The sequence below is a fragment of the Leminorella grimontii genome (assembly GCF_039789245.1).
Taxonomy (GTDB): domain Bacteria; phylum Pseudomonadota; class Gammaproteobacteria; order Enterobacterales; family Enterobacteriaceae; genus Leminorella; species Leminorella grimontii.
The window spans coordinates 462501-480000 of the sequence record NZ_CP146357.1; the positions used below are offsets into that span (position 1 = coordinate 462501).

17 protein-coding genes, 2 rRNA genes, 1 pseudogene and 1 riboswitch (2 of these 21 only partly in view) are annotated in these 17500 nt (G+C 52.9%); of the genes and pseudogenes, 10 read left to right on the forward strand and 10 right to left on the reverse strand.

What is annotated here, in order from left to right:
- Both V8L73_RS02335 and rrf read left to right on the forward strand, forming a co-directional pair.
- Window positions 1-1739, forward strand: a 23S ribosomal RNA gene (locus V8L73_RS02335); it begins 1255 nt to the left of the window's first position.
- 110 nt (window positions 1740-1849) lie between these two features.
- Window positions 1850-1965: ribosomal RNA gene (rrf, locus tag V8L73_RS02340) — 5S ribosomal RNA — on the forward strand.
- Between the two features lie 507 nt (window positions 1966-2472).
- On the opposite strand, the gene aqpZ is transcribed toward rrf, so the two are convergent.
- A complete protein-coding gene (aqpZ, locus tag V8L73_RS02345; protein WP_347254026.1) occupies window positions 2473-3168 on the reverse strand; it encodes an aquaporin Z in 696 nt (231 codons plus the stop codon).
- 384 nt (window positions 3169-3552) lie between these two features.
- On the opposite strand from aqpZ, the pseudogene V8L73_RS19820 reads away from it, so the two are divergent.
- Window positions 3553-3621 (forward strand): annotated as a pseudogene (locus V8L73_RS19820) (hypothetical protein); the annotation flags it as partial.
- A gap of 153 nt (window positions 3622-3774) precedes the next feature.
- Window positions 3775-4107, forward strand: a complete 333-nt coding sequence (locus tag V8L73_RS02350) for a hypothetical protein (protein ID WP_347254027.1) — start codon at window positions 3775-3777, stop codon at window positions 4105-4107.
- 241 nt (window positions 4108-4348) lie between these two features.
- On the opposite strand, the gene thiH is transcribed toward V8L73_RS02350, so the two are convergent.
- The 7 genes from thiH to rsd form a co-directional block, all read right to left on the reverse strand.
- Window positions 4349-5485, reverse strand: a complete 1137-nt coding sequence (gene thiH, locus V8L73_RS02355) for a 2-iminoacetate synthase ThiH (RefSeq protein WP_347254028.1) — start codon at window positions 5483-5485, stop codon at window positions 4349-4351.
- A complete protein-coding gene (locus tag V8L73_RS02360) occupies window positions 5482-6282 on the reverse strand; it encodes a thiazole synthase (protein WP_347254029.1) in 801 nt (266 codons plus the stop codon). Before V8L73_RS02360 ends, thiH begins: the two co-directional genes overlap by 4 nt.
- A 1-nt stretch (window position 6283) precedes the next feature.
- Window positions 6284-6484, reverse strand: coding sequence for a sulfur carrier protein ThiS (gene thiS / locus V8L73_RS02365; protein WP_027275796.1), 201 nt, complete (start codon window positions 6482-6484; stop codon window positions 6284-6286).
- Window positions 6465-7229: a HesA/MoeB/ThiF family protein gene (locus V8L73_RS02370; protein ID WP_347254030.1), complete on the reverse strand. Its 765-nt coding sequence runs from the start codon at window positions 7227-7229 to the stop codon at window positions 6465-6467. The genes thiS and V8L73_RS02370 overlap by 20 nt, the downstream gene beginning before the upstream one ends.
- Window positions 7223-7894, reverse strand: coding sequence for a thiamine phosphate synthase (thiE, locus tag V8L73_RS02375; RefSeq protein WP_422655609.1), 672 nt, complete (start codon window positions 7892-7894; stop codon window positions 7223-7225). Before thiE ends, V8L73_RS02370 begins: the two co-directional genes overlap by 7 nt.
- Complete coding sequence (gene thiC / locus V8L73_RS02380) at window positions 7887-9797, reverse strand: phosphomethylpyrimidine synthase ThiC (RefSeq protein ID WP_347254031.1); 1911 nt, start codon at window positions 9795-9797, stop codon at window positions 7887-7889. Before thiC ends, thiE begins: the two co-directional genes overlap by 8 nt.
- A gap of 98 nt (window positions 9798-9895) precedes the next feature.
- Window positions 9896-10009: riboswitch (TPP riboswitch) on the reverse strand.
- Between the two features lie 74 nt (window positions 10010-10083).
- The gene (gene rsd, locus V8L73_RS02385; protein ID WP_347254032.1) at window positions 10084-10578 is read right to left on the reverse strand and encodes a sigma D regulator; all 495 of its coding nucleotides are present in this window, start codon (window positions 10576-10578) and stop codon (window positions 10084-10086) included.
- Window positions 10579-10673: 95 nt separating this feature from the next.
- Here rsd and nudC point away from each other — a divergent pair, with 95 nt between their 5' ends.
- The 6 genes from nudC (at window position 10674) to V8L73_RS02415 (ending at window position 15093) form a co-directional block, all read left to right on the forward strand.
- Window positions 10674-11456 carry an NAD(+) diphosphatase gene (gene nudC / locus V8L73_RS02390; RefSeq protein ID WP_027275791.1) on the forward strand — a complete coding sequence of 261 codons (783 nt, stop codon included), beginning with the start codon at window positions 10674-10676 and terminating at the stop codon, window positions 11454-11456.
- A gap of 72 nt (window positions 11457-11528) precedes the next feature.
- Window positions 11529-12593, forward strand: a complete 1065-nt coding sequence (gene hemE, locus V8L73_RS02395; RefSeq protein ID WP_347254033.1) for a uroporphyrinogen decarboxylase — start codon at window positions 11529-11531, stop codon at window positions 12591-12593.
- The gene (gene nfi, locus V8L73_RS02400; protein ID WP_347254034.1) at window positions 12586-13281 is read left to right on the forward strand and encodes a deoxyribonuclease V; all 696 of its coding nucleotides are present in this window, start codon (window positions 12586-12588) and stop codon (window positions 13279-13281) included. Before hemE ends, nfi begins: the two co-directional genes overlap by 8 nt.
- Before the next feature lie 44 nt (window positions 13282-13325).
- On the forward strand, window positions 13326-13913 hold the full coding sequence (locus V8L73_RS02405) for a YjaG family protein (protein WP_027275788.1): 588 nt from the start codon (window positions 13326-13328) through the stop codon (window positions 13911-13913).
- 193 nt (window positions 13914-14106) lie between these two features.
- A complete protein-coding gene (gene hupA, locus V8L73_RS02410) occupies window positions 14107-14382 on the forward strand; it encodes a nucleoid-associated protein HU-alpha (RefSeq protein ID WP_027275787.1) in 276 nt (91 codons plus the stop codon).
- A gap of 57 nt (window positions 14383-14439) precedes the next feature.
- Window positions 14440-15093, forward strand: coding sequence for a DUF1481 domain-containing protein (locus V8L73_RS02415; protein WP_347254035.1), 654 nt, complete (start codon window positions 14440-14442; stop codon window positions 15091-15093).
- A 75-nt stretch (window positions 15094-15168) separates the two neighbouring features.
- On the opposite strand, the gene purD is transcribed toward V8L73_RS02415, so the two are convergent.
- Together purD and purH are read right to left on the reverse strand one after the other, a co-directional pair.
- Window positions 15169-16461, reverse strand: a complete 1293-nt coding sequence (gene purD / locus V8L73_RS02420) for a phosphoribosylamine--glycine ligase (RefSeq protein WP_347254036.1) — start codon at window positions 16459-16461, stop codon at window positions 15169-15171.
- A gap of 31 nt (window positions 16462-16492) precedes the next feature.
- A protein-coding gene (gene purH / locus V8L73_RS02425) for a bifunctional phosphoribosylaminoimidazolecarboxamide formyltransferase/IMP cyclohydrolase (protein WP_347254037.1) crosses the window boundary here: on the reverse strand, window positions 16493-17500 show its 3' portion. The gene runs 582 nt beyond the window's last position; only the last 1008 of its 1590 coding nucleotides appear in the window; its start codon lies beyond the right edge, outside the window; the stop codon is at window positions 16493-16495.

The window sequence follows — 17500 nt, forward strand, 5'->3', positions numbered from 1 at the left end:
TAGGGATACGTTCGTTGGGTAGGGGAGCGTTCTGTAAGCCTGCGAAGGTGGACTGTGAGGTCTGCTGGAGGTATCAGAAGTGCGAATGCTGACATAAGTAACGATAAAGCGGGTGAAAAGCCCGCTCGCCGGAAGACCAAGGGTTCCTGTCCAACGTTAATCGGGGCAGGGTGAGTCGACCCCTAAGGCGAGGCCGAAAGGCGTAGTCGATGGGAAACGGGTTAATATTCCCGTACTTGGTGTTACTGCGAAGGGGGGACGAAGAAGGCTAGGCCGGCCGGGTGACGGTTATCCCGGTTTAAGCGTGTAGGTGGGTGGTCTTGGTAAATCCGGACTGCTGTTAACACTGAGGCGTGATGACGAGTCTCTACGGAGATGAAGTGGTTGATGCCCTGCTTCCAGGAAAAGCCTCTAAGCATCAGGTAACATTAAATCGTACCCCAAACCGACACAGGTGGTCAGGTAGAGAATACTCAGGCGCTTGGGAGAACTCGGGTGAAGGAACTAGGCAAAATGGTGCCGTAACTTCGGGAGAAGGCACGCTGGCAGTAGGTGAAGTGGCTTGCCCATGGAGCCGAAGCCAGTCGAAGATACCAGCTGGCTGCAACTGTTTATTAAAAACACAGCACTGTGCAAACACGAAAGTGGACGTATACGGTGTGACGCCTGCCCGGTGCTGGAAGGTTAATTGATGGGGTTAGCGCAAGCGAAGCTCTTGATCGAAGCCCCAGTAAACGGCGGCCGTAACTATAACGGTCCTAAGGTAGCGAAATTCCTTGTCGGGTAAGTTCCGACCTGCACGAATGGCGTAATGATGGCCAGGCTGTCTCCACCCGAGACCCAGTGAAATTGAACTCGCAGTGAAGATGCTGTGTACCCGCGGCAAGACGGAAAGACCCCGTGAACCTTTACTATAGCTTGACACGGAACATTGAACCTTGATGTGTAGGATAGGTGGGAGGCTTTGAAGTGTGGACGCCAGTCTGCATGGAGCCAACCTTGAAATACCACCCTTTAATGTTTGATGTTCTAACTCGACCTGCTGAATCGCGGGTGAGGACAGTGTCTGGTGGGTAGTTTGACTGGGGCGGTCTCCTCCCAAAGAGTAACGGAGGAGCACGAAGGTTGGCTAATCCTGGTCGGACATCAGGAGGTTAGTGCAAAGGCATAAGCCAGCTTGACTGCGAGAGTGACGGCTCGAGCAGGTACGAAAGTAGGTCTTAGTGATCCGGTGGTTCTGAATGGAAGGGCCATCGCTCAACGGATAAAAGGTACTCCGGGGATAACAGGCTGATACCGCCCAAGAGTTCATATCGACGGCGGTGTTTGGCACCTCGATGTCGGCTCATCACATCCTGGGGCTGAAGTAGGTCCCAAGGGTACGGCTGTTCGCCGTTTAAAGTGGTACGCGAGCTGGGTTTAGAACGTCGTGAGACAGTTCGGTCCCTATCTGCCGTGGGCGCTGGAAGATTGAGGGGGGTTGCTCCTAGTACGAGAGGACCGGAGTGAACGCACCGCTGGTGTACGGGTTGTGATGCCAATTGCATTGCCCGGTAGCTACGTGCGGAAAAGATAAGCGCTGAAAGCATCTAAGCGCGAAACTTGCCCCAAGATGAGTCTTCCCTGGGACTTAGAGTCCCCTAAAGGAACGTTAAAGACGATGACGTAGATAGGCTGGGTGTGTAAGTGCAGCGATGTATTGAGCTAACCAGTACTAATGAACCGTGAGGCTTAACCTTACAACGCCGAAGGCGTTTTAGAGACGAAGAATTATTTAGCTTGTTTGTGGATTGGAGCTCTGTGGCGGAAGTATGACGAATACGAAAGCGGCGGAGTAAAACAGAATATGCCTGGCGGCGACAGCGCGGTGGTCCCACCTGACCCCATGCCGAACTCAGAAGTGAAACGCCGTAGCGCCGATGGTAGTGTGGGGTTTCCCCATGCGAGAGTAGGGAACTGCCAGGCTTTTAATTAGAAGAGGCCACTCGAAAGAGTGGCCTTTTTGCATTTGTCTAACGGCAGTTCGCTACTCGATAGAGACAAACCTGCCGGGAGCAGGTGTGAACGCCCGGAGGACGGCCTCGAAGAGGTTTATAAACTGCCAGGCTTTTAATTAGAAAAGGCCACTCTCTCGAGTGGCCTTTTTGCGTTTGTTGAATATGACTCTTTTCATATAGCGGCCTTCCTTTCTTCTTTTAGTTTCCAAGCTATTTAAAAGTCCCTTGCTCACAATATAGATAACGAAAACTAGCAGCCTATCTGTGCCGCAACGAAGGATTATCCCACCTATTTAAAAGCTTCTTTCAATCTGGCATCCCGCGTTTATTGTGGTATACAAAACGTCATTACTGTTATCCATTCTTCATCATCCTTCGTTGCGGCACAGATGCTTTAGTGAATCGAACAGACGGTGACTTAAAAACAGCGACAAAAAAAGCCCGCCGAGGCGAGCTTTGCTATTTAACGTTTTTATTAATCTTTGCTTTCTAACAGGCAGCGATAAATCAGCCCACCAACAATACCGCCGATAAGCGGCACTAACCAAAATACCCACAGTTGCTCTATTGCCCAGGTACCCTGAAAAATGGCGACGCCGGTACTACGGGCCGGGTTTACTGACGTATTGGTGACAGGAATGCTGATTAAGTGGATCAGCGTCAGGCCCAGACCAATAGCGATCGGCGCAAAACCGGCCGGAGCGCGCTTGTCCGTAGCTCCGTGAATAATGATAAGGAAAAAGGCCGTTAATACCAGTTCAGCTACAATTGCGGCCTGCAGGGAAAAGCCATCCGGAGAGTGTTCACCAAAGCCGTTAGATGCAAATCCGCTGGCGGTGGCGTCAAACCCGGCTTTTCCGCTGGCGATAGAGTAAAGAACCGCAGCTGCGGCAATTGCGCCAATCGTTTGAACGATGATGTAGGGAATAACGTCTTTTGCGGGGAAACGACCGCCGGCAAACAGGCCAACCGTTACGGCTGGGTTGAAGTGTCCGCCGGAAATGTGTCCCACGGCGTAGGCCATCGTTAGTACGGTAAGACCGAACGCCAGGGCTACGCCGGCAAACCCAATGCCTAGCTCGGGAAACGCCGCAGCTAAAACAGCGCTACCACAACCACCAAAAACTAACCAAAAAGTACCGAAAAATTCGGCGCATAACTTTCTAAACATGATTCATTTTTCCTTAAAAAAGATAAAGAAACACAAAGCATGGCAATGTGTTTCATCTAACTATAGTCCATTACGAACTTCGGGATGGAGTGTAGCCTGAATGGCCATACTTATTCAAATATGCGATATAGATCACATGCTAAGGTATGCGTGTTGGGTGAGGCCTTTTAATGTGGCAATGCATTGATCTATTAGAACAATCTCTATTATTGATGTCAAAACGTATAAGATTGGACTAATATAGTTAGACGAACTTATTATTTAAAAGCGTGTTTTTAAATAGAAAATTTTATTAAACGCTAACCTGTTGGCCGCACCCAATCCAAAGGTGCAGCGTAAACGGCACCGTTGAATGATTAACTATCGCGATCAGGGAGAGAATGCATGAAGTGTCCAAAATGCCAAACCGTTGAACTTAAAGCTGAACGTTTAGACGGTTTTTTACCCGTACAGCATTGCCCAAACTGCGGGGGAAACTGGCTGATGCTGGAAGATTATTTACGTCATAAACATGAGGTTCCTGTAGTTTCACCTTCGCTCGCAAACGCGGCTTTAGAGGCTGAGGAAACGGAGAAGGCGCTTCTATGCCCAATGACGGGAGCATTGATGACGAAGTTTCGTATCTCAAAAGACACTGCTCATCGATTAGACCTCAGCGCCAGAGTTAACGGCATCTGGTTGGATAAAGGGGAGTGGGAACTATTGAAGGCGCACGGTCTTGCGGGAAGACTAAATACGCTGTTTACCGATTTTTGGCAGCGACAGGTGCGCGAAGCGCAGGCGGACGACAGGCTTGATGAAATGTATCGTTCTTTGCTGGGAGAGGACGATTACGAAAAGCTTAAGGAATTACGCAACTGGCTGAAGCAGCATCCACAGCGAGAGAGAATGAGAGCGTTTTTGCTGGCTGAAGGTCCTGCATCATCACTCAATAGCTAATTATGCAACATTTTTAGTTAGAGAATAGCCCGGCCAATAGTCTGGCCAGGCTTTTGCTTGCGGAAGATGCCTAAGGCAATGTTGAAAGCCTTTGGCGGAAAGCGGAACCTAGGGGGATTCGGTTCCGGAGAAGGCTCCCGCCCTCACGCCGCTACGGTATGGCTCTTTGGCAATCATAGCGATCGCTTTTGTTGGTATATGCGCGACGTTTCGACGTTTTTCTCTGATAGCTAATTGTTTTTCAGCGGCATTGCGATCCTCTTCCCAAATAACCATCCCAGTCTTTCCATACTGGCTGAAGGCCTTTCTGTAGCAGCACTGAGGCGACCTGCTGTGGTGAACGATTGTCGTGGGGTGAAAACTGCTCCAGTTCCGGTTTATCGTCCGCATATCCGCCCGGCTGCGTTTTCGATCCCGCGCTAACGCTGTTGATAGCCAAGGGGACGACACTGTCGCGAAAACGGGGCGATTCTCGCGTGGATAGCGACAGCTCGGCTTCGGGGGCGAACAGTCTGAAGGCGCAGATAAGCTGAACCAGCTGTGCGTCGCTGAGAACGGCTTCTGGTTGAATCCCTCCAGCGCAGGGGCGTAAACGCGGAAAAGAAATCGAGTAGCGGCTTTGCCAGTAGCGATTTTGTAAATATCTCAAGTGTTGCGCCAAAAAGTAGCTGTCAGTACGCCACTGTTCGCATAACCCGAGTAACACGCCCAAACCTATTTTATCGATCCCTGCAGCGCCTAGCCTTTCAGGCGTCGCCATACGCCAGAAAAAGTCCTGCTTTTTCCCCCTAAGATGGTTTTTCTGGTATGTCCGTGCATGATAGGTTTCCTGATAGACCATAACCGCGTCTAATCCCAGCGACTTAAGCTCTGCGTAGTCTTGAGTTGCTAAAGGCTGAACTTCCATCATCAGCGAGCTGACGCGTTGGCGTATTAGCGGTAGGCTGCGTCGGAAATAATCCATGCCGACCTTTCCCTGATGTTCACCGGTTACCAGCAAAATATGCTGATATCCCAGATCGTTAAGCGCTTGGCACTCGCGCAATATTTCCTCTTCCGACAGCGTTTTGCGTTTTATTCGGTTACTCATAGAGAAACCGCAATAGGTACAGTCGTTGGCGCATAGGTTTGAGAGATAAAGCGGCGCATAAAACCCTACCGTATTTCCAAAGCGTTGTCGGGTTAGCCGTTGGGCTTTTTGGGCCATAGGCTCCAGATAGGCCATAGCCGCGGGAGAAATCAGCGCCATGAAGTCGTTCAGGTTGCATTTTTCGGCCTGCAGAGCGCGCTCAACGTCAGCGGAATTTTTTTCGTAGATAGAAAGCGTCGTACTCTCCCAGTCGACGGTTTGCCAAAGAGATTGAAAATCGGCGCTCATTGCGGCTCCTTAACGGAAGCAGGGGAACCTTCATGAAGAAATGCCGTTAGCGGACTGGACGCTTCTGCCGTGGCGTCTTGACGAATGGCTCCCAGGCCGCATTGATAAGCCTGTCGACCGCTCTCTACCGCCAGGCGAAAGGCGTTAGCCATGCCGACGGGATCGCGAGAAACGGCAATCGCCGTATTGACCAATACGGCATCTGCTCCTATCTCCATCGCCTGCGCCGCGTGGCTGGGCGCGCCGATGCCGGCATCGACAATAACCGGAACGTTGGATTGCTCAATGATAATGCGAAGAAACGTCTGCGTTTGTAGGCCCATATTAGAGCCAATAGGCGCTCCCAGCGGCATGACCGCCGCGCAGCCTGCTTCCTCGAGGCGCTTACATAAAACCGGATCGGCGCTACAGTAGGGAAGAACGATGAAGCCTTCTTTAACCAACTGCTCCGCCGCTTTCAGCGTCTCAACGGGATCCGGCAGTAGATAACGGGCGTCGGGATGAATTTCGAGCTTTAACCAGCGGGTACCCAGCGCTTCTTTTGCCAGACGGGCTGCAAAGATGGCCTCTTGCGCGTTTTTGGCGCCGGAGGTGTTGGGTAGAAGGCGAACGCCAAGTTGGCTAAGCGGAGAAATCAGGTTATCTGAGTTTTTCCCTAACGAGACGCGTTTCATCGCCATCGTTGCTAACTGAGCGCCGGAAGCGTCAATGGCCTGCGTCATCAGGCTCGAATTGGCGAATTTTCCCGTGCCGATGAACAGGCGTGATGTGAAAGAAGTTTCTGCGATTGTTAACATATTAGCCTCCTGCAATGGCCTGAAACATCAGCACGCTGTCGCCGTGGTAGAGCCGATGCGTTTCCCAAGCGGTTTTGGGCACAATAGTTTGATTGACGGCGATGGCGATGCCCTGAGTGGGATGTCCTAATTGCACCAAGAGATCGGACAGCGCTGCGCTGTCTTGTAGTTCCATTGGGGTATCATTCAGTGTGATTTGCATGTTGCCCTCCGCACACGGAACAGAGCGGATCTCGCCTGAGTTTGAGGCTGGTCCACGCGTGCTGCTTTCCGTTGAATAGACGCAGCTGACCGCTAAGGGCTGAGGGCATTCCTGCTAGCATTTTGACCGCTTCCAATGCCTGAAGCGAACCGATAGCGCCGACCATCGGGCCAAGCACGCCGGCCGTTCGGCAATTGCGGGACGGCTCTTCTTTGTCGGGGTAAAGACAGGCGTAGCAGCCTTCGGCAAACGGCGGCGTGAGTACAAACAGTTGGCCGCTAAAGCCAACGGCGCTGCCGCTTATCAACGGCAGCGAGCGAGAGACACAGGCTGCGTTGACAACGTGGCGCGTCGCCATGTTGTCACAGCAGTCAATCACTAGATCTACGTCGTGAAGTAATGTGGGCAGGCTGTCCTGAGTTATTCTTTGGGTTTCAATCCGACAGCTAATAGACGGATTTAGCCCCTTGAGGCGCTTGGCCGCCAGTTCCGCCTTCGGCTTTTTAACGTCAGCGCTATCAAACAGTATTTGGCGCTGTAGGTTTGTCTGATGAAGCGTATCGTCATCCGCCAGAATCAGCGAACCAACGCCAGCGGCGGCCAGATAAAGCGAAACCGGCGAACCTAGCCCTCCAAGCCCTACGATCAGCGCCGTTGAGCGCTTAAGGCGACGCTGCCCCTCTTCGCCTATCTCTTCTAGCAGCAGCTGGCGGCTGTAGCGCAGAAATTCACTGTCGCTTAGCATGACGATGGCTCCATATCTTCTATCATGGAAAGCAGCGCTTCCGTCGCCTGGCGCCAGTCCGGCGCTTTAGTGATGGCGCTGACAACGGCAATGCTGCCCACGCCGCAGTTTAGAACGTCTTTTACCCGGTCAATGCTGATACCGCCAATGGCGACGGTCGGGTAATCGGGGATCGACGACACGTGTCGCCTGAGCTCGGCGAGGCCCTGAGGGGCTGACGGCATCTCTTTGGTTTGCGTTGGAAAGATGTGTCCAAGCGCGATATAGGACGGGCGAACGATGATCGCGTTGGCAAGTTCTTCATCGTCATGCGTAGAAACGCCAAGGCGCAGTCCAGCCTGGTGGATGGCCTTCAGGTCGGCCGTCAACAGATCTTCTTGGCCCAGATGGACGCCATAAGCATTGTGTTTGATAGCCAACCGCCAGTAGTCATTGATAAAAAGTCGGGCATTGAAGCGTTTTCCCAATTCAACGGCCAGCCGTACGGTTTCTTCTACTTCGTCGTCCTGGCAGTTCTTTATTCTCAGTTGAATAGTAGTGACGCCGGCGCTAAGCAGCTTTTCTATCCATTCCAGCGTATCGACGACCGGGTAGAGGCCGAGTCGTTTTGCTGTTGGAGGAAACGGCGTCGGCGGCAGGGACACCAGGCTCGCTGTCTTAGTCATTGTTATTCTCCTCGGTGACGATTTGTGAAACGGCGGAATGGTAGAGTTCGTTTCCCCGCTCTCGAAAGCGCAGAGCCATTTCAGCCATGCCGCCGGAGGCGGTTTGCTCTTTAGCAAAGTCGCGAACCTCTTGCGATATCTTCATTGAACAGAACTTGGGGCCGCACATGGAGCAGAAGTGGGCGATTTTACCGGACGCCTGCGGCAGCGTTTCATCGTGGTAGGCGCGGGCTGTTTCTGGATCCAGCGCGAGGTTAAACTGATCTTCCCAGCGAAACTCAAAGCGCGCTTTTGACATGGCGTTATCGCGGATTTGGGCCCCTGGGTGTCCCTTGGCCAGATCGGCGGCATGAGCAGCGATGCGATAGGCGATCAGCCCTTGTTTAACGTCCTCTTTATTTGGCAGCCCCAGATGTTCTTTCGGGGTGACGTAGCACAGCATGGCGCAGCCAAACCAGCCGATAAGCGCTGCACCGATGCCAGAGGTGAAGTGGTCATAGCCGGGGGCGATATCCGTCGTCAGTGGGCCGAGCGTGTAGAAGGGCGCTTCATGGCAATGTTCTAATTGCTCGGTCATGTTACGGTGAATCATTTGCATCGGAACATGGCCGGGGCCCTCGATCATGACCTGAACGTCGTACTGCCAGGCTATTTTCGTCAGCTCTCCCAGCGTATGAAGTTCAGCGAACTGGGCTTCGTCGTTGGCGTCTTGCACGGAGCCTGGCCGCAGGCCATCTCCTAACGAGAGTGCGACATCGTATTTGCTACAGATTTCGCAGATATCGCGGAAGTGCTCATACAGAAAGTTTTCTCTATGGTGAGAGAGGCACCACTTTGCCATAATCGCTCCGCCGCGTGAGACGATGCCCGTCAGGCGATTGGCCGTCAGCGGCACGTAGCGTAAAAGCAGACCGGCGTGAATAGTGAAGTAGTCCACCCCCTGTTCAGCCTGTTCGATAAGCGTATCTTTAAAGACCTCCCAGTTCAGGCTTTCAGCGATGCCGTTTACCTTTTCCAATGCCTGGTAAATGGGAACGGTGCCGATGGGCACCGGGCTATTGCGGATTATCCATTCGCGCGTTTCGTGAATATAGCGCCCGGTGGAGAGATCCATAACGGTATCCGCTCCCCAGCGGGTAGCCCAGACCAGCTTTTCCACCTCTTCCTCAATGGAGGAGGTTAACGATGAATTACCTATGTTGGCGTTAACTTTTACCAAAAAGTTTCGCCCGATAATCATGGGCTCTGATTCCGGGTGGTTTACGTTGGCGGGAATAATCGCGCGGCCTGCAGCTACTTCCGCGCGGACAAACTCCGGCGTGATGTTTTCCGGCAGGCGAGCGCCGTAGGATTGCCCAGGATGCTGGCGCGTCAGCGCCTCTGAACGCAGGCGTTCTCTGCCTACGTTTTCTCTCAAGGCGATGAACTCCATTTCTGGCGTGATGATGCCCGCTCTTGCGTAATGCAGCTGGGTCACGCATCGGCCCTCTTTGGCGCGCCTTGGCGGCGGAAGGTGCGTATAGCGCAGGTGATCGAGCCCCTCGTCGGCAAGGCGCTGCTGGGTAAAGTGTGATGACGCCTTCGTCAAGGGCTCGGTGTCGTCGCGCTCTTCTATCCAGCGTTGGCGCAGAGGCGCTAGCCCTTGGTGAACGTCTATGCAGGCCGACGGATCGCCGTAGGGGCCCGACGTATCGTAAACGGGAACTGGCTCATTTTCTTCATACTGGGGGGCGCTTTGCGTGCCGCCGATGAGCGTCGGGCTGAGGCATATTTCCCGCATGGGAACTTGGATATCGTCGCGGGAGCCTTGAATATACACCCTGTGCGAATTGGGGAACGCGTGTCCCTGTAGTTGAGCGATAAACTGCTGCGCCTGAGCGCGTTGGATTCTTCGGTTAGACATAGCAAACTCCAAAAATAACAAGTGGGGATTGCTTGTCCGGAGTTCGAGGAGGGAGTAATGGATAGCGAAAATTAGCGCGGTGGCCTTTTTCCTATCCGAATTGAATTACTCTTGTTCCCTTCGCGGGTATTAGCCCGATCAGGTTCCGCGGATCCCGAATTAACGGTCTCAGCCCGCACCATAAAGGTCGCTGGGCACTCCGACAAGATTAGCCGCCATAAAGGCGGTAAAGCACAGTATAGGTAAGACGATAAAAACGGCAAAGGGATTTTTGTCCGCTTTGCCGTTATGACTGCTTGGTTGAGCTGTGGTGGCTTTCCCAGTTTTTAATTGCTTCTACAATCAGCTTATCTTCCAGCATAAACCGATTTGCCAGCAGTTCGCCTACCGTTGAAAGATCTTCATCCAGCTGTAATATGGTGTCGTCATTAATGCCTTTTTCAACATAGCTATCGTAAAATGCCATGATTTTTCTAGTATTTTCTTCTAGCAACGGATAAATTTTTTGACCAGGGGCGAGATTGGGGCTTGTAGCGCCTTCATCCTGAATAATGATTCTGTCATAGATATGAAAATGGCAAGCGGAAAGGTAGTCCACCAGGTGATGGCCAAAGTCGATCAGCGCTTTCTCATTAAGAGGGATATTTTTCTCTTTGTTTGGTTTAATACCAACCAGACGATAATAAGTAACGAGCAGGCTTTTGCGCGACTCTAACCATTGGTCAATCAATTGATGGTTACCGCCCACGCGCTCAGTTAGAGTTTCAAGTCGGTTTAGCATAGGATGTCCAGAGTCATTAAGTTGGTTGGAAAAGTTAAGATAATGTAAAAACCGTTGTTAGATTGCCAGTAAATAAGAGGTTTAGCAAGACGGTCATGGAACAACAGTTACGCGGTGATGAGTCTGGCTGGTGGTTATTGAGCTATGCCGGTAAGTTGTGGCTTCCTAAGGGGGAGCTGCCTTTTGGTTTTGCAAAGGATTTTCAGTTAAGCGGCGAGAGGGCGTACCGCATCGGTGAGTGGCAGAGCCACCCCGTGTGGTTGGTGCGTCAGTCGCGAGCGCGGGATATGGCGTCGGTGCGCCAATTGCTCAATGAGGATCGTGGTCTGTTTCAACTGGCCGGCCGAGCCGTTCAACTAGAGGATTTTTATCGCGCACACCGCTTTTGCGGTTACTGCGGGCACGCCATGACCATTAGCGACAGGGAGTGGGCCTGCCTGTGTCCGAACTGCCATCAGCGCTATTACCCGCAGATAGCTCCCTGCGTCATTGTCGCCATTCGTAGGGAGGACAAGATATTGTTGGCCCAGCATAATCGACACCGCGGCGGCATCTATACCGCGCTGGCTGGCTTCGTCGAAGTGGGGGAGACGCTGGAGCAGGCCGTTGCCCGCGAGGTTCACGAAGAGAGCAACCTGTCGATAAAAAATCTGCGCTATATCTCCTCGCAGCCGTGGCCGTTCCCCCATTCGCTAATGGTTGCCTACCTAGCCGATTATGACAGCGGAGAGTTGAAAATCGATAAGTCCGAGCTGCTTGACGCCAATTGGTTTGATTACGACCGATTACCCATGTTGCCGCCGCCGGGGACGGTCGCTCGCCGCCTTATTGAAGACACGGTTGCCTTATGTCGGGCGGAACGAGAACACGGACAATAGCGGTGTGACCTGTCAGCTGTAGGAAGAAGCCCCTGCATGTTACAATGCGCGCAATTATCGAGGATAAAAATAATGAATGAACTAAAAAACGATCGCTATCTGCGCGCTTTGCTGCGCCAGCCCGTTGACGTGACTCCCGTATGGATGATGCGGCAGGCAGGGCGCTATCTGCCGGAATATAAAGCAACCCGCGCTGAGGCTGGCGATTTTATGGCGCTGTGTAAAAATGCCGAACTGGCCTGTGAAGTCACCCTGCAGCCCCTGCGGCGCTATGCTCTGGATGCGGCAATCCTGTTCTCCGATATCCTTACCGTTCCTGACGCCATGGGGATCGGGCTCTATTTTGAAACGGGAGAGGGGCCGCGCTTTGAGCGCCCGGTAACCTGCCGCGCTGACGTAGAGAAACTGCCGGTGCCCGATCCCGAGCAGGAATTGGGCTACGTTATGAACGCCGTACGCACTATTCGTCGGAATCTGAAAGGGGAAGTCCCCCTTATCGGCTTTTCAGGCAGCCCGTGGACTCTAGCGACCTATATGGTCGAAGGGGGCAGCAGTAAGGCGTTCACCAAGATTAAGAAGATGATGTACGCCGAGCCTGAAACGCTGCACCTGCTGTTAGACAAGCTGGCCGACAGCGTGGTCCTTTATTTGAATGCTCAGATCCGCGCCGGCGCACAGGCGGTAATGATTTTCGATACCTGGGGCGGCGTACTGACTGGGCGCGACTATCGTGAGTTCTCTCTGGCTTATATGCATAAGATTGTTGATGGTCTGATGCGGGAAAACGAAGGCCGCCGAGTGCCGGTTACTCTGTTCACCAAAGGGGGCGGACAGTGGTTGGAGGCAATGGCTGATACTGGATGTGATGCGTTAGGACTGGATTGGACAACGGATATCGCCGATGCGCGACGTCGGGTTGGCTCTCGCGTGGCTCTGCAGGGCAACATGGATCCCTCAATGCTGTACGCCTCGCCAGCAAGAATTGAGCAGGAGGTCGCAGAGATCCTGGCCGGGTTTGGCCAAGGCGATGGTCACGTGTTCAATTTGGGACACGGTATTCATCAAGACGTACCGCCCGAGCATGCCGGGGCCTTCGTTGACGCCGTTCACCGTTTATCCCGGCAGTATCATGACTGATACTGCAGCGCTTAGGGCTGAGCAGGTTGAAAAAGCCAAAGCGGTCGTTAAGCAAGACCGCCTTGGTTTTGATGAGCCTAAGTGGATTGCCGGCGCCGACGTTGGTTTCGAGCAGGACGGTAAGATCACGCGCGCGGCGATCGCCGTACTCAGTTACCCTTCGCTTGAGCTGGTGGAATATCGAGTTGCCCGCGAGCCCACTTCGCTTCCCTATATTCCCGGCCTGCTTTCGTTTCGTGAATACCCGGCACTTCTCGCCGCCTGGGAACGGTTAACCATCGTTCCTCAACTGGTGTTTGTTGACGGCCAAGGAATCGCTCATCCTCGGCGGCTTGGTGTGGCCAGTCACTTTGGTCTGCTGGTAGATGTGCCGACGATAGGCGTAGCTAAAAGTCGCCTGTGTGGGCATCATGACGAGCTTGAGCCTTTTGCGGGTGCCGTTTCGCCGCTTATTGATAAAGAAGAACAGATAGGTTGGGTTTGGAACAGCAAGGCCCGCTGCAAGCCGCTTTATATTTCTATCGGCCATCGCGTTAGCCAAGAGTCGGCCCTGTTCTGGGTTGAACGCAGCATGCGCGGCTATCGGCTTCCAGAACCTACTCGCTGGGCAGACGCGATAGCGTCGCGACGCCCGGCATTTATGCGTTGGCTTGCAGCGCACCCGGAAAAGAACGTCGACGAAGGCTGAAAGGCTCGTTGACTCACCGCTTTTAATTTTGATGAGACATTTTCATGTTGCGTAACCCGATTCATTTACGGCTGGAAAAATTGGCCAGCTGGCAACACTTCACCTTTATGGCCTGCCTGTGCGAGCGTATGTACCCAAACTATCAGGCCTTTTGCCTTGAAACCGGGTTTGCCGAGCCTCAGGTTTATCGCCGAATTCTGGATCTGGTCTGGGAAACGCTGGTCGTTAAGGATGCAAAGGTCAATTTTGATAGCCAGCTTGAGAAGTTAGAGGAAGCGATTCCCGATGCGGACAGTTTTGATATTTACGGCGTTTATCCGGCAATTGACGCCTGCGTTGCGCTAAGCGAAGCGATCCATGCGCATCTTAGCGGAGAGACGATTGAGCATGCCGTTGCCGTCAGCGAAGCCTCGATTCGTACCGTTGCAATGTTAGAGATGACGCAGGCGGGAAGAGAAATGACGGACGAGGAGCTAAAAGTCCTTGCGCCAATAGAGAACGAATGGGACGTTCAGTGGGAAATTTATCGCCTGCTAGCCGACTGCGAGGAGCGGGATGTTGAGCTGATCAAGGGGCTTAGAGCGGACCTGAAAGAGGCTGCTGTAAGCAATATTGGCATAAATTTAGCCTAAACAGTGATAAAACGTGACTTAGAGCTTAAATAATAGCTTGTCAAGGCTTCACAGCCGTGTCCGATTGGTCTACATTTGTGTTGCCTTTAAAAAGTGGCTATCGATAGCGTCTGGGCTGGGGTTAACAGAGACTTTCTTTACCCATCCGTATTCGATACATTGCATGCAATAAAATACATTGTAAGGATAATTTATGAACAAGACTCAACTGATTGACGTAATTGCAGACAAGGCTGGTCTTACCAAAACTCAGGCCAAAGCGGCCCTGGAATCAACCTTAGGCGCAATTACTGAGTCTCTGAAAGACGGTGACCCAGTACAACTGGTTGGTTTTGGTACATTCAAAGTGAATCACCGCAATGCCCGTACGGGTCGCAACCCTCAGACCGGCAAAGAAATCAAAATTGCGGCGGCTAACGTTCCGGCATTCGTTTCAGGCAAAGCACTGAAAGACGCCGTTAAGAAGTAATTAAGCCACGATTACTGATATAGTAAGGGGCATGTTGCCCCTTTTCTTTTTTGTACAATGATAAAACGCGGCCTTATTGTTTTTCCTTTCCTTTTGGCGCTGGCGGGATGCGGTTCAACCAGCCAAGAGCCAACGCTGGCGGCGTCGGGATATATTGCCGACGGTGGAATCGTTCGTCTTTGGAGCAAGGTAGACGGCGAAGGGCAGCCCATGCGCTTGATGAGCGTGTATACCCCGTTTTCCGGCGACACGATCGCTACCCACTATGAGTTTATTGACGGCAAGCTAAGCCTTATTCGCAGTGAGGCTCAAAATGACGCGTTGATTCCCCAAACGCAGCTCAGGCTGGATCCCAAAGGGAATCCCAGCTTTATGCAAAGGCGCTTGGCCGATCGTAATGAATCCCTGTCAGAAGACGACATTCTGCGTATGAAGTATGAATCTCAGCGGGTTTTGGCGATGAGTCGTTCGCTTGCCGCCGGAAAAATTCGACTGCATCAAGGCTATATTCAGGACAGGGACATTATTTCCTGCGGTGGTGAAGCTGAAAATCCTCGCTTTTCACCCAGCGAGCAGCAGTGGTTGGATAAGCGCATCCGTAACGGCGGCTTTGTCAGCTTGGCTTGGCTTTCCTCATCCCGAGGGATTCAACTTCTGCTGGTGGCCAACGAGAATTTTTGCCAGTGGGAGCCGAAACTGAGCAATTTCTGATTTCAGGCGATAAGGCAAAGAAAAAGCCGCTGTTCATCGAGTGAACTGCGGCTTTTTTGTTAACGCCAGATAGAACTATTGAGCGTCCCGTTCTCTGGCGACGGCGCGATAGCCAATATCTTTACGGTAGGTGCAGCCGTTCCATTGGATCTTTTCCGCTAGCTTGTAGGCCCTTTGCTGAGCCTGAGCTACGCTTTCGCCCAACGCTGTGACGCAAAGTACTCGCCCTCCTTGGGTCACAACGTGGCATTCCCGTAGCTGTGTTCCCGCGTGAAATACTTTTTCGCCTTCTACTTCATCTGTCGGTAATCCACTGATGACGTCGTTAGTTCTATAGTCTCCTGGATAGCCTTCGGCCGCCAGTACGATGCCTAACGCTGCACGAGGATCCCATTCCGAAGTTTTTTCACTCAGACGACTTTCGGCTCCGGCCAGGCACAGCTCAACAAAGTCGGACTTCATGCGCAGCATGATGGGCTGAGTTTCCGGATCGCCAAAGCGGCAGTTGAATTCAATCACCTTTGGCGCGCCCGCGTCGTCGATCATCAGGCCGGCGTATAAAAAGCCGGTATAGGGATTTCCTTCTGAAGACATTCCGCGAACGGTAGGATAAATAACCTCATCCATAATGCGTTGATGAACTTCATCGGTGACGACCGGCGCGGGAGAATAGGCGCCCATACCGCCGGTATTGGGGCCCCTGTCGCCGTCATATGCGCGCTTATGGTCTTGGCTGGTCGCCATCGGAACGACGTTTTCACCGTCCACCATGACGATAAAGCTTGCCTCTTCACCGGACAGAAACTCCTCAACCACGATACGGTGGCCCGCGTCGCCAAAGGCATTGCCTTCCAGCATGTCCTTCGCGGCAGAGACGGCTTCTTCTAACGTCATTGCTACCACTACGCCTTTACCCGCAGCGAGCCCGTCGGCTTTAATTACGATTGGCGCGCCTTTGGCTCGGATGTAGCTTAATGCCAGATCGAGGTCGGTGAAGTTTTTGTACTCAGCGCTAGGGATCGCGTGGCGGGCCAGAAAGTCTTTAGTGAACGCTTTCGAACCTTCCAGTTGAGCTGCTGACTGCGTTGGACCGAAGATTTTTAACCCAACTTTTCTGAAAGCGTCAACGACGCCCTTAACCAGCGGCGCTTCTGGGCCGACGATGGTTAGACCGACGTTTTCTTTCTGTGCGAAGTGTACCAGCGCCTCAATGTCCGTTGCGGAGATGGCAACGTTAACCAGATTAGGCTCAAGCTGAGTGCCCGCGTTGCCGGGGGCGACAAAGACTTTATCGGCCAAGGGCGACTGGGCCGCTTTCCACGCCAGCGCGTGCTCCCTTCCCCCGCCGCCAATAATTAAAATATTCATCGTTTCTGCTCCAAGGCTCCGGAAGAGTGAATTAATGACGGAAATGGCGCATGTCGGTAAAGAGCATGGCAATACCGTGTTCGTTAGCGGCGGCGATAACTTCATCGTCGCGAATAGAACCGCCGGGTTGAATGACGCACGTGATACCGGCGGCTGCGGCGGCATCGATACCGTCACGGAATGGAAAGAATGCGTCGGAGGCCATCGCGGAGCCTTTTACCTCAAGCCCTTCGTCGGCGGCCTTAATACCGGCTATTTTCGCTGAGTAAACGCGGCTCATTTGTCCCGCGCCAATGCCGATAGTCATATTGTTCTTTGCATAAACAATGGCGTTAGACTTTACAAATTTGGCCACTTTCCAGCAGAACAGCGCGTCGGCCAGCTCCTGCTCCGTCGGCTGGCGCTTTGTAACCACCTTCAGGTTTGCCGGCTCAACCATGCCGAGGTCGCGGTCTTGAACCAGCAGCCCACCGTTGACGCGCTTAAAGTCTAATCCTGAAACGCGAGACTGCCATTCGCCGCAGACCAGCACGCGAACGTTTTGTTTTTCGGCAGTCACCCTTAGCGCATCCTCACTGGCAGAAGGTGCAATGATGACCTCTACGAACTGACGGGAGATAATGGCGCGTGCAGTTTCTGCGTCCAGCTCGCGGTTAAAGGCAATGATGCCGCCGAAAGCGGACGTCGGGTCGGTTTTGTAGGCGCGGTCGTAGGCGTCCATAATAGAATCGCTGACGGCTACACCGCACGGGTTTGCGTGTTTGACGATAACGCAGGCCGGCTCGTTGAAGGCCTTAACGCACTCCAAGGCGGCGTCGGTGTCCGCAATATTATTGTAGGACAGCGCCTTTCCCTGCAGCTGCTGAGCCGTTGCAACAGAGGCTTCCGTTAGGTCTTCTTCTATATAAAATGCGGCCTGCTGGTGGGCGTTTTCGCCATAGCGCATGTCCTGTTTTTTTACATACTGCAGGTTAAGCGTGCGCGAGAAGCGACCTGACGGTCTGTCGGTCTCCCCATAATAAGGAGGAACCATTGAACC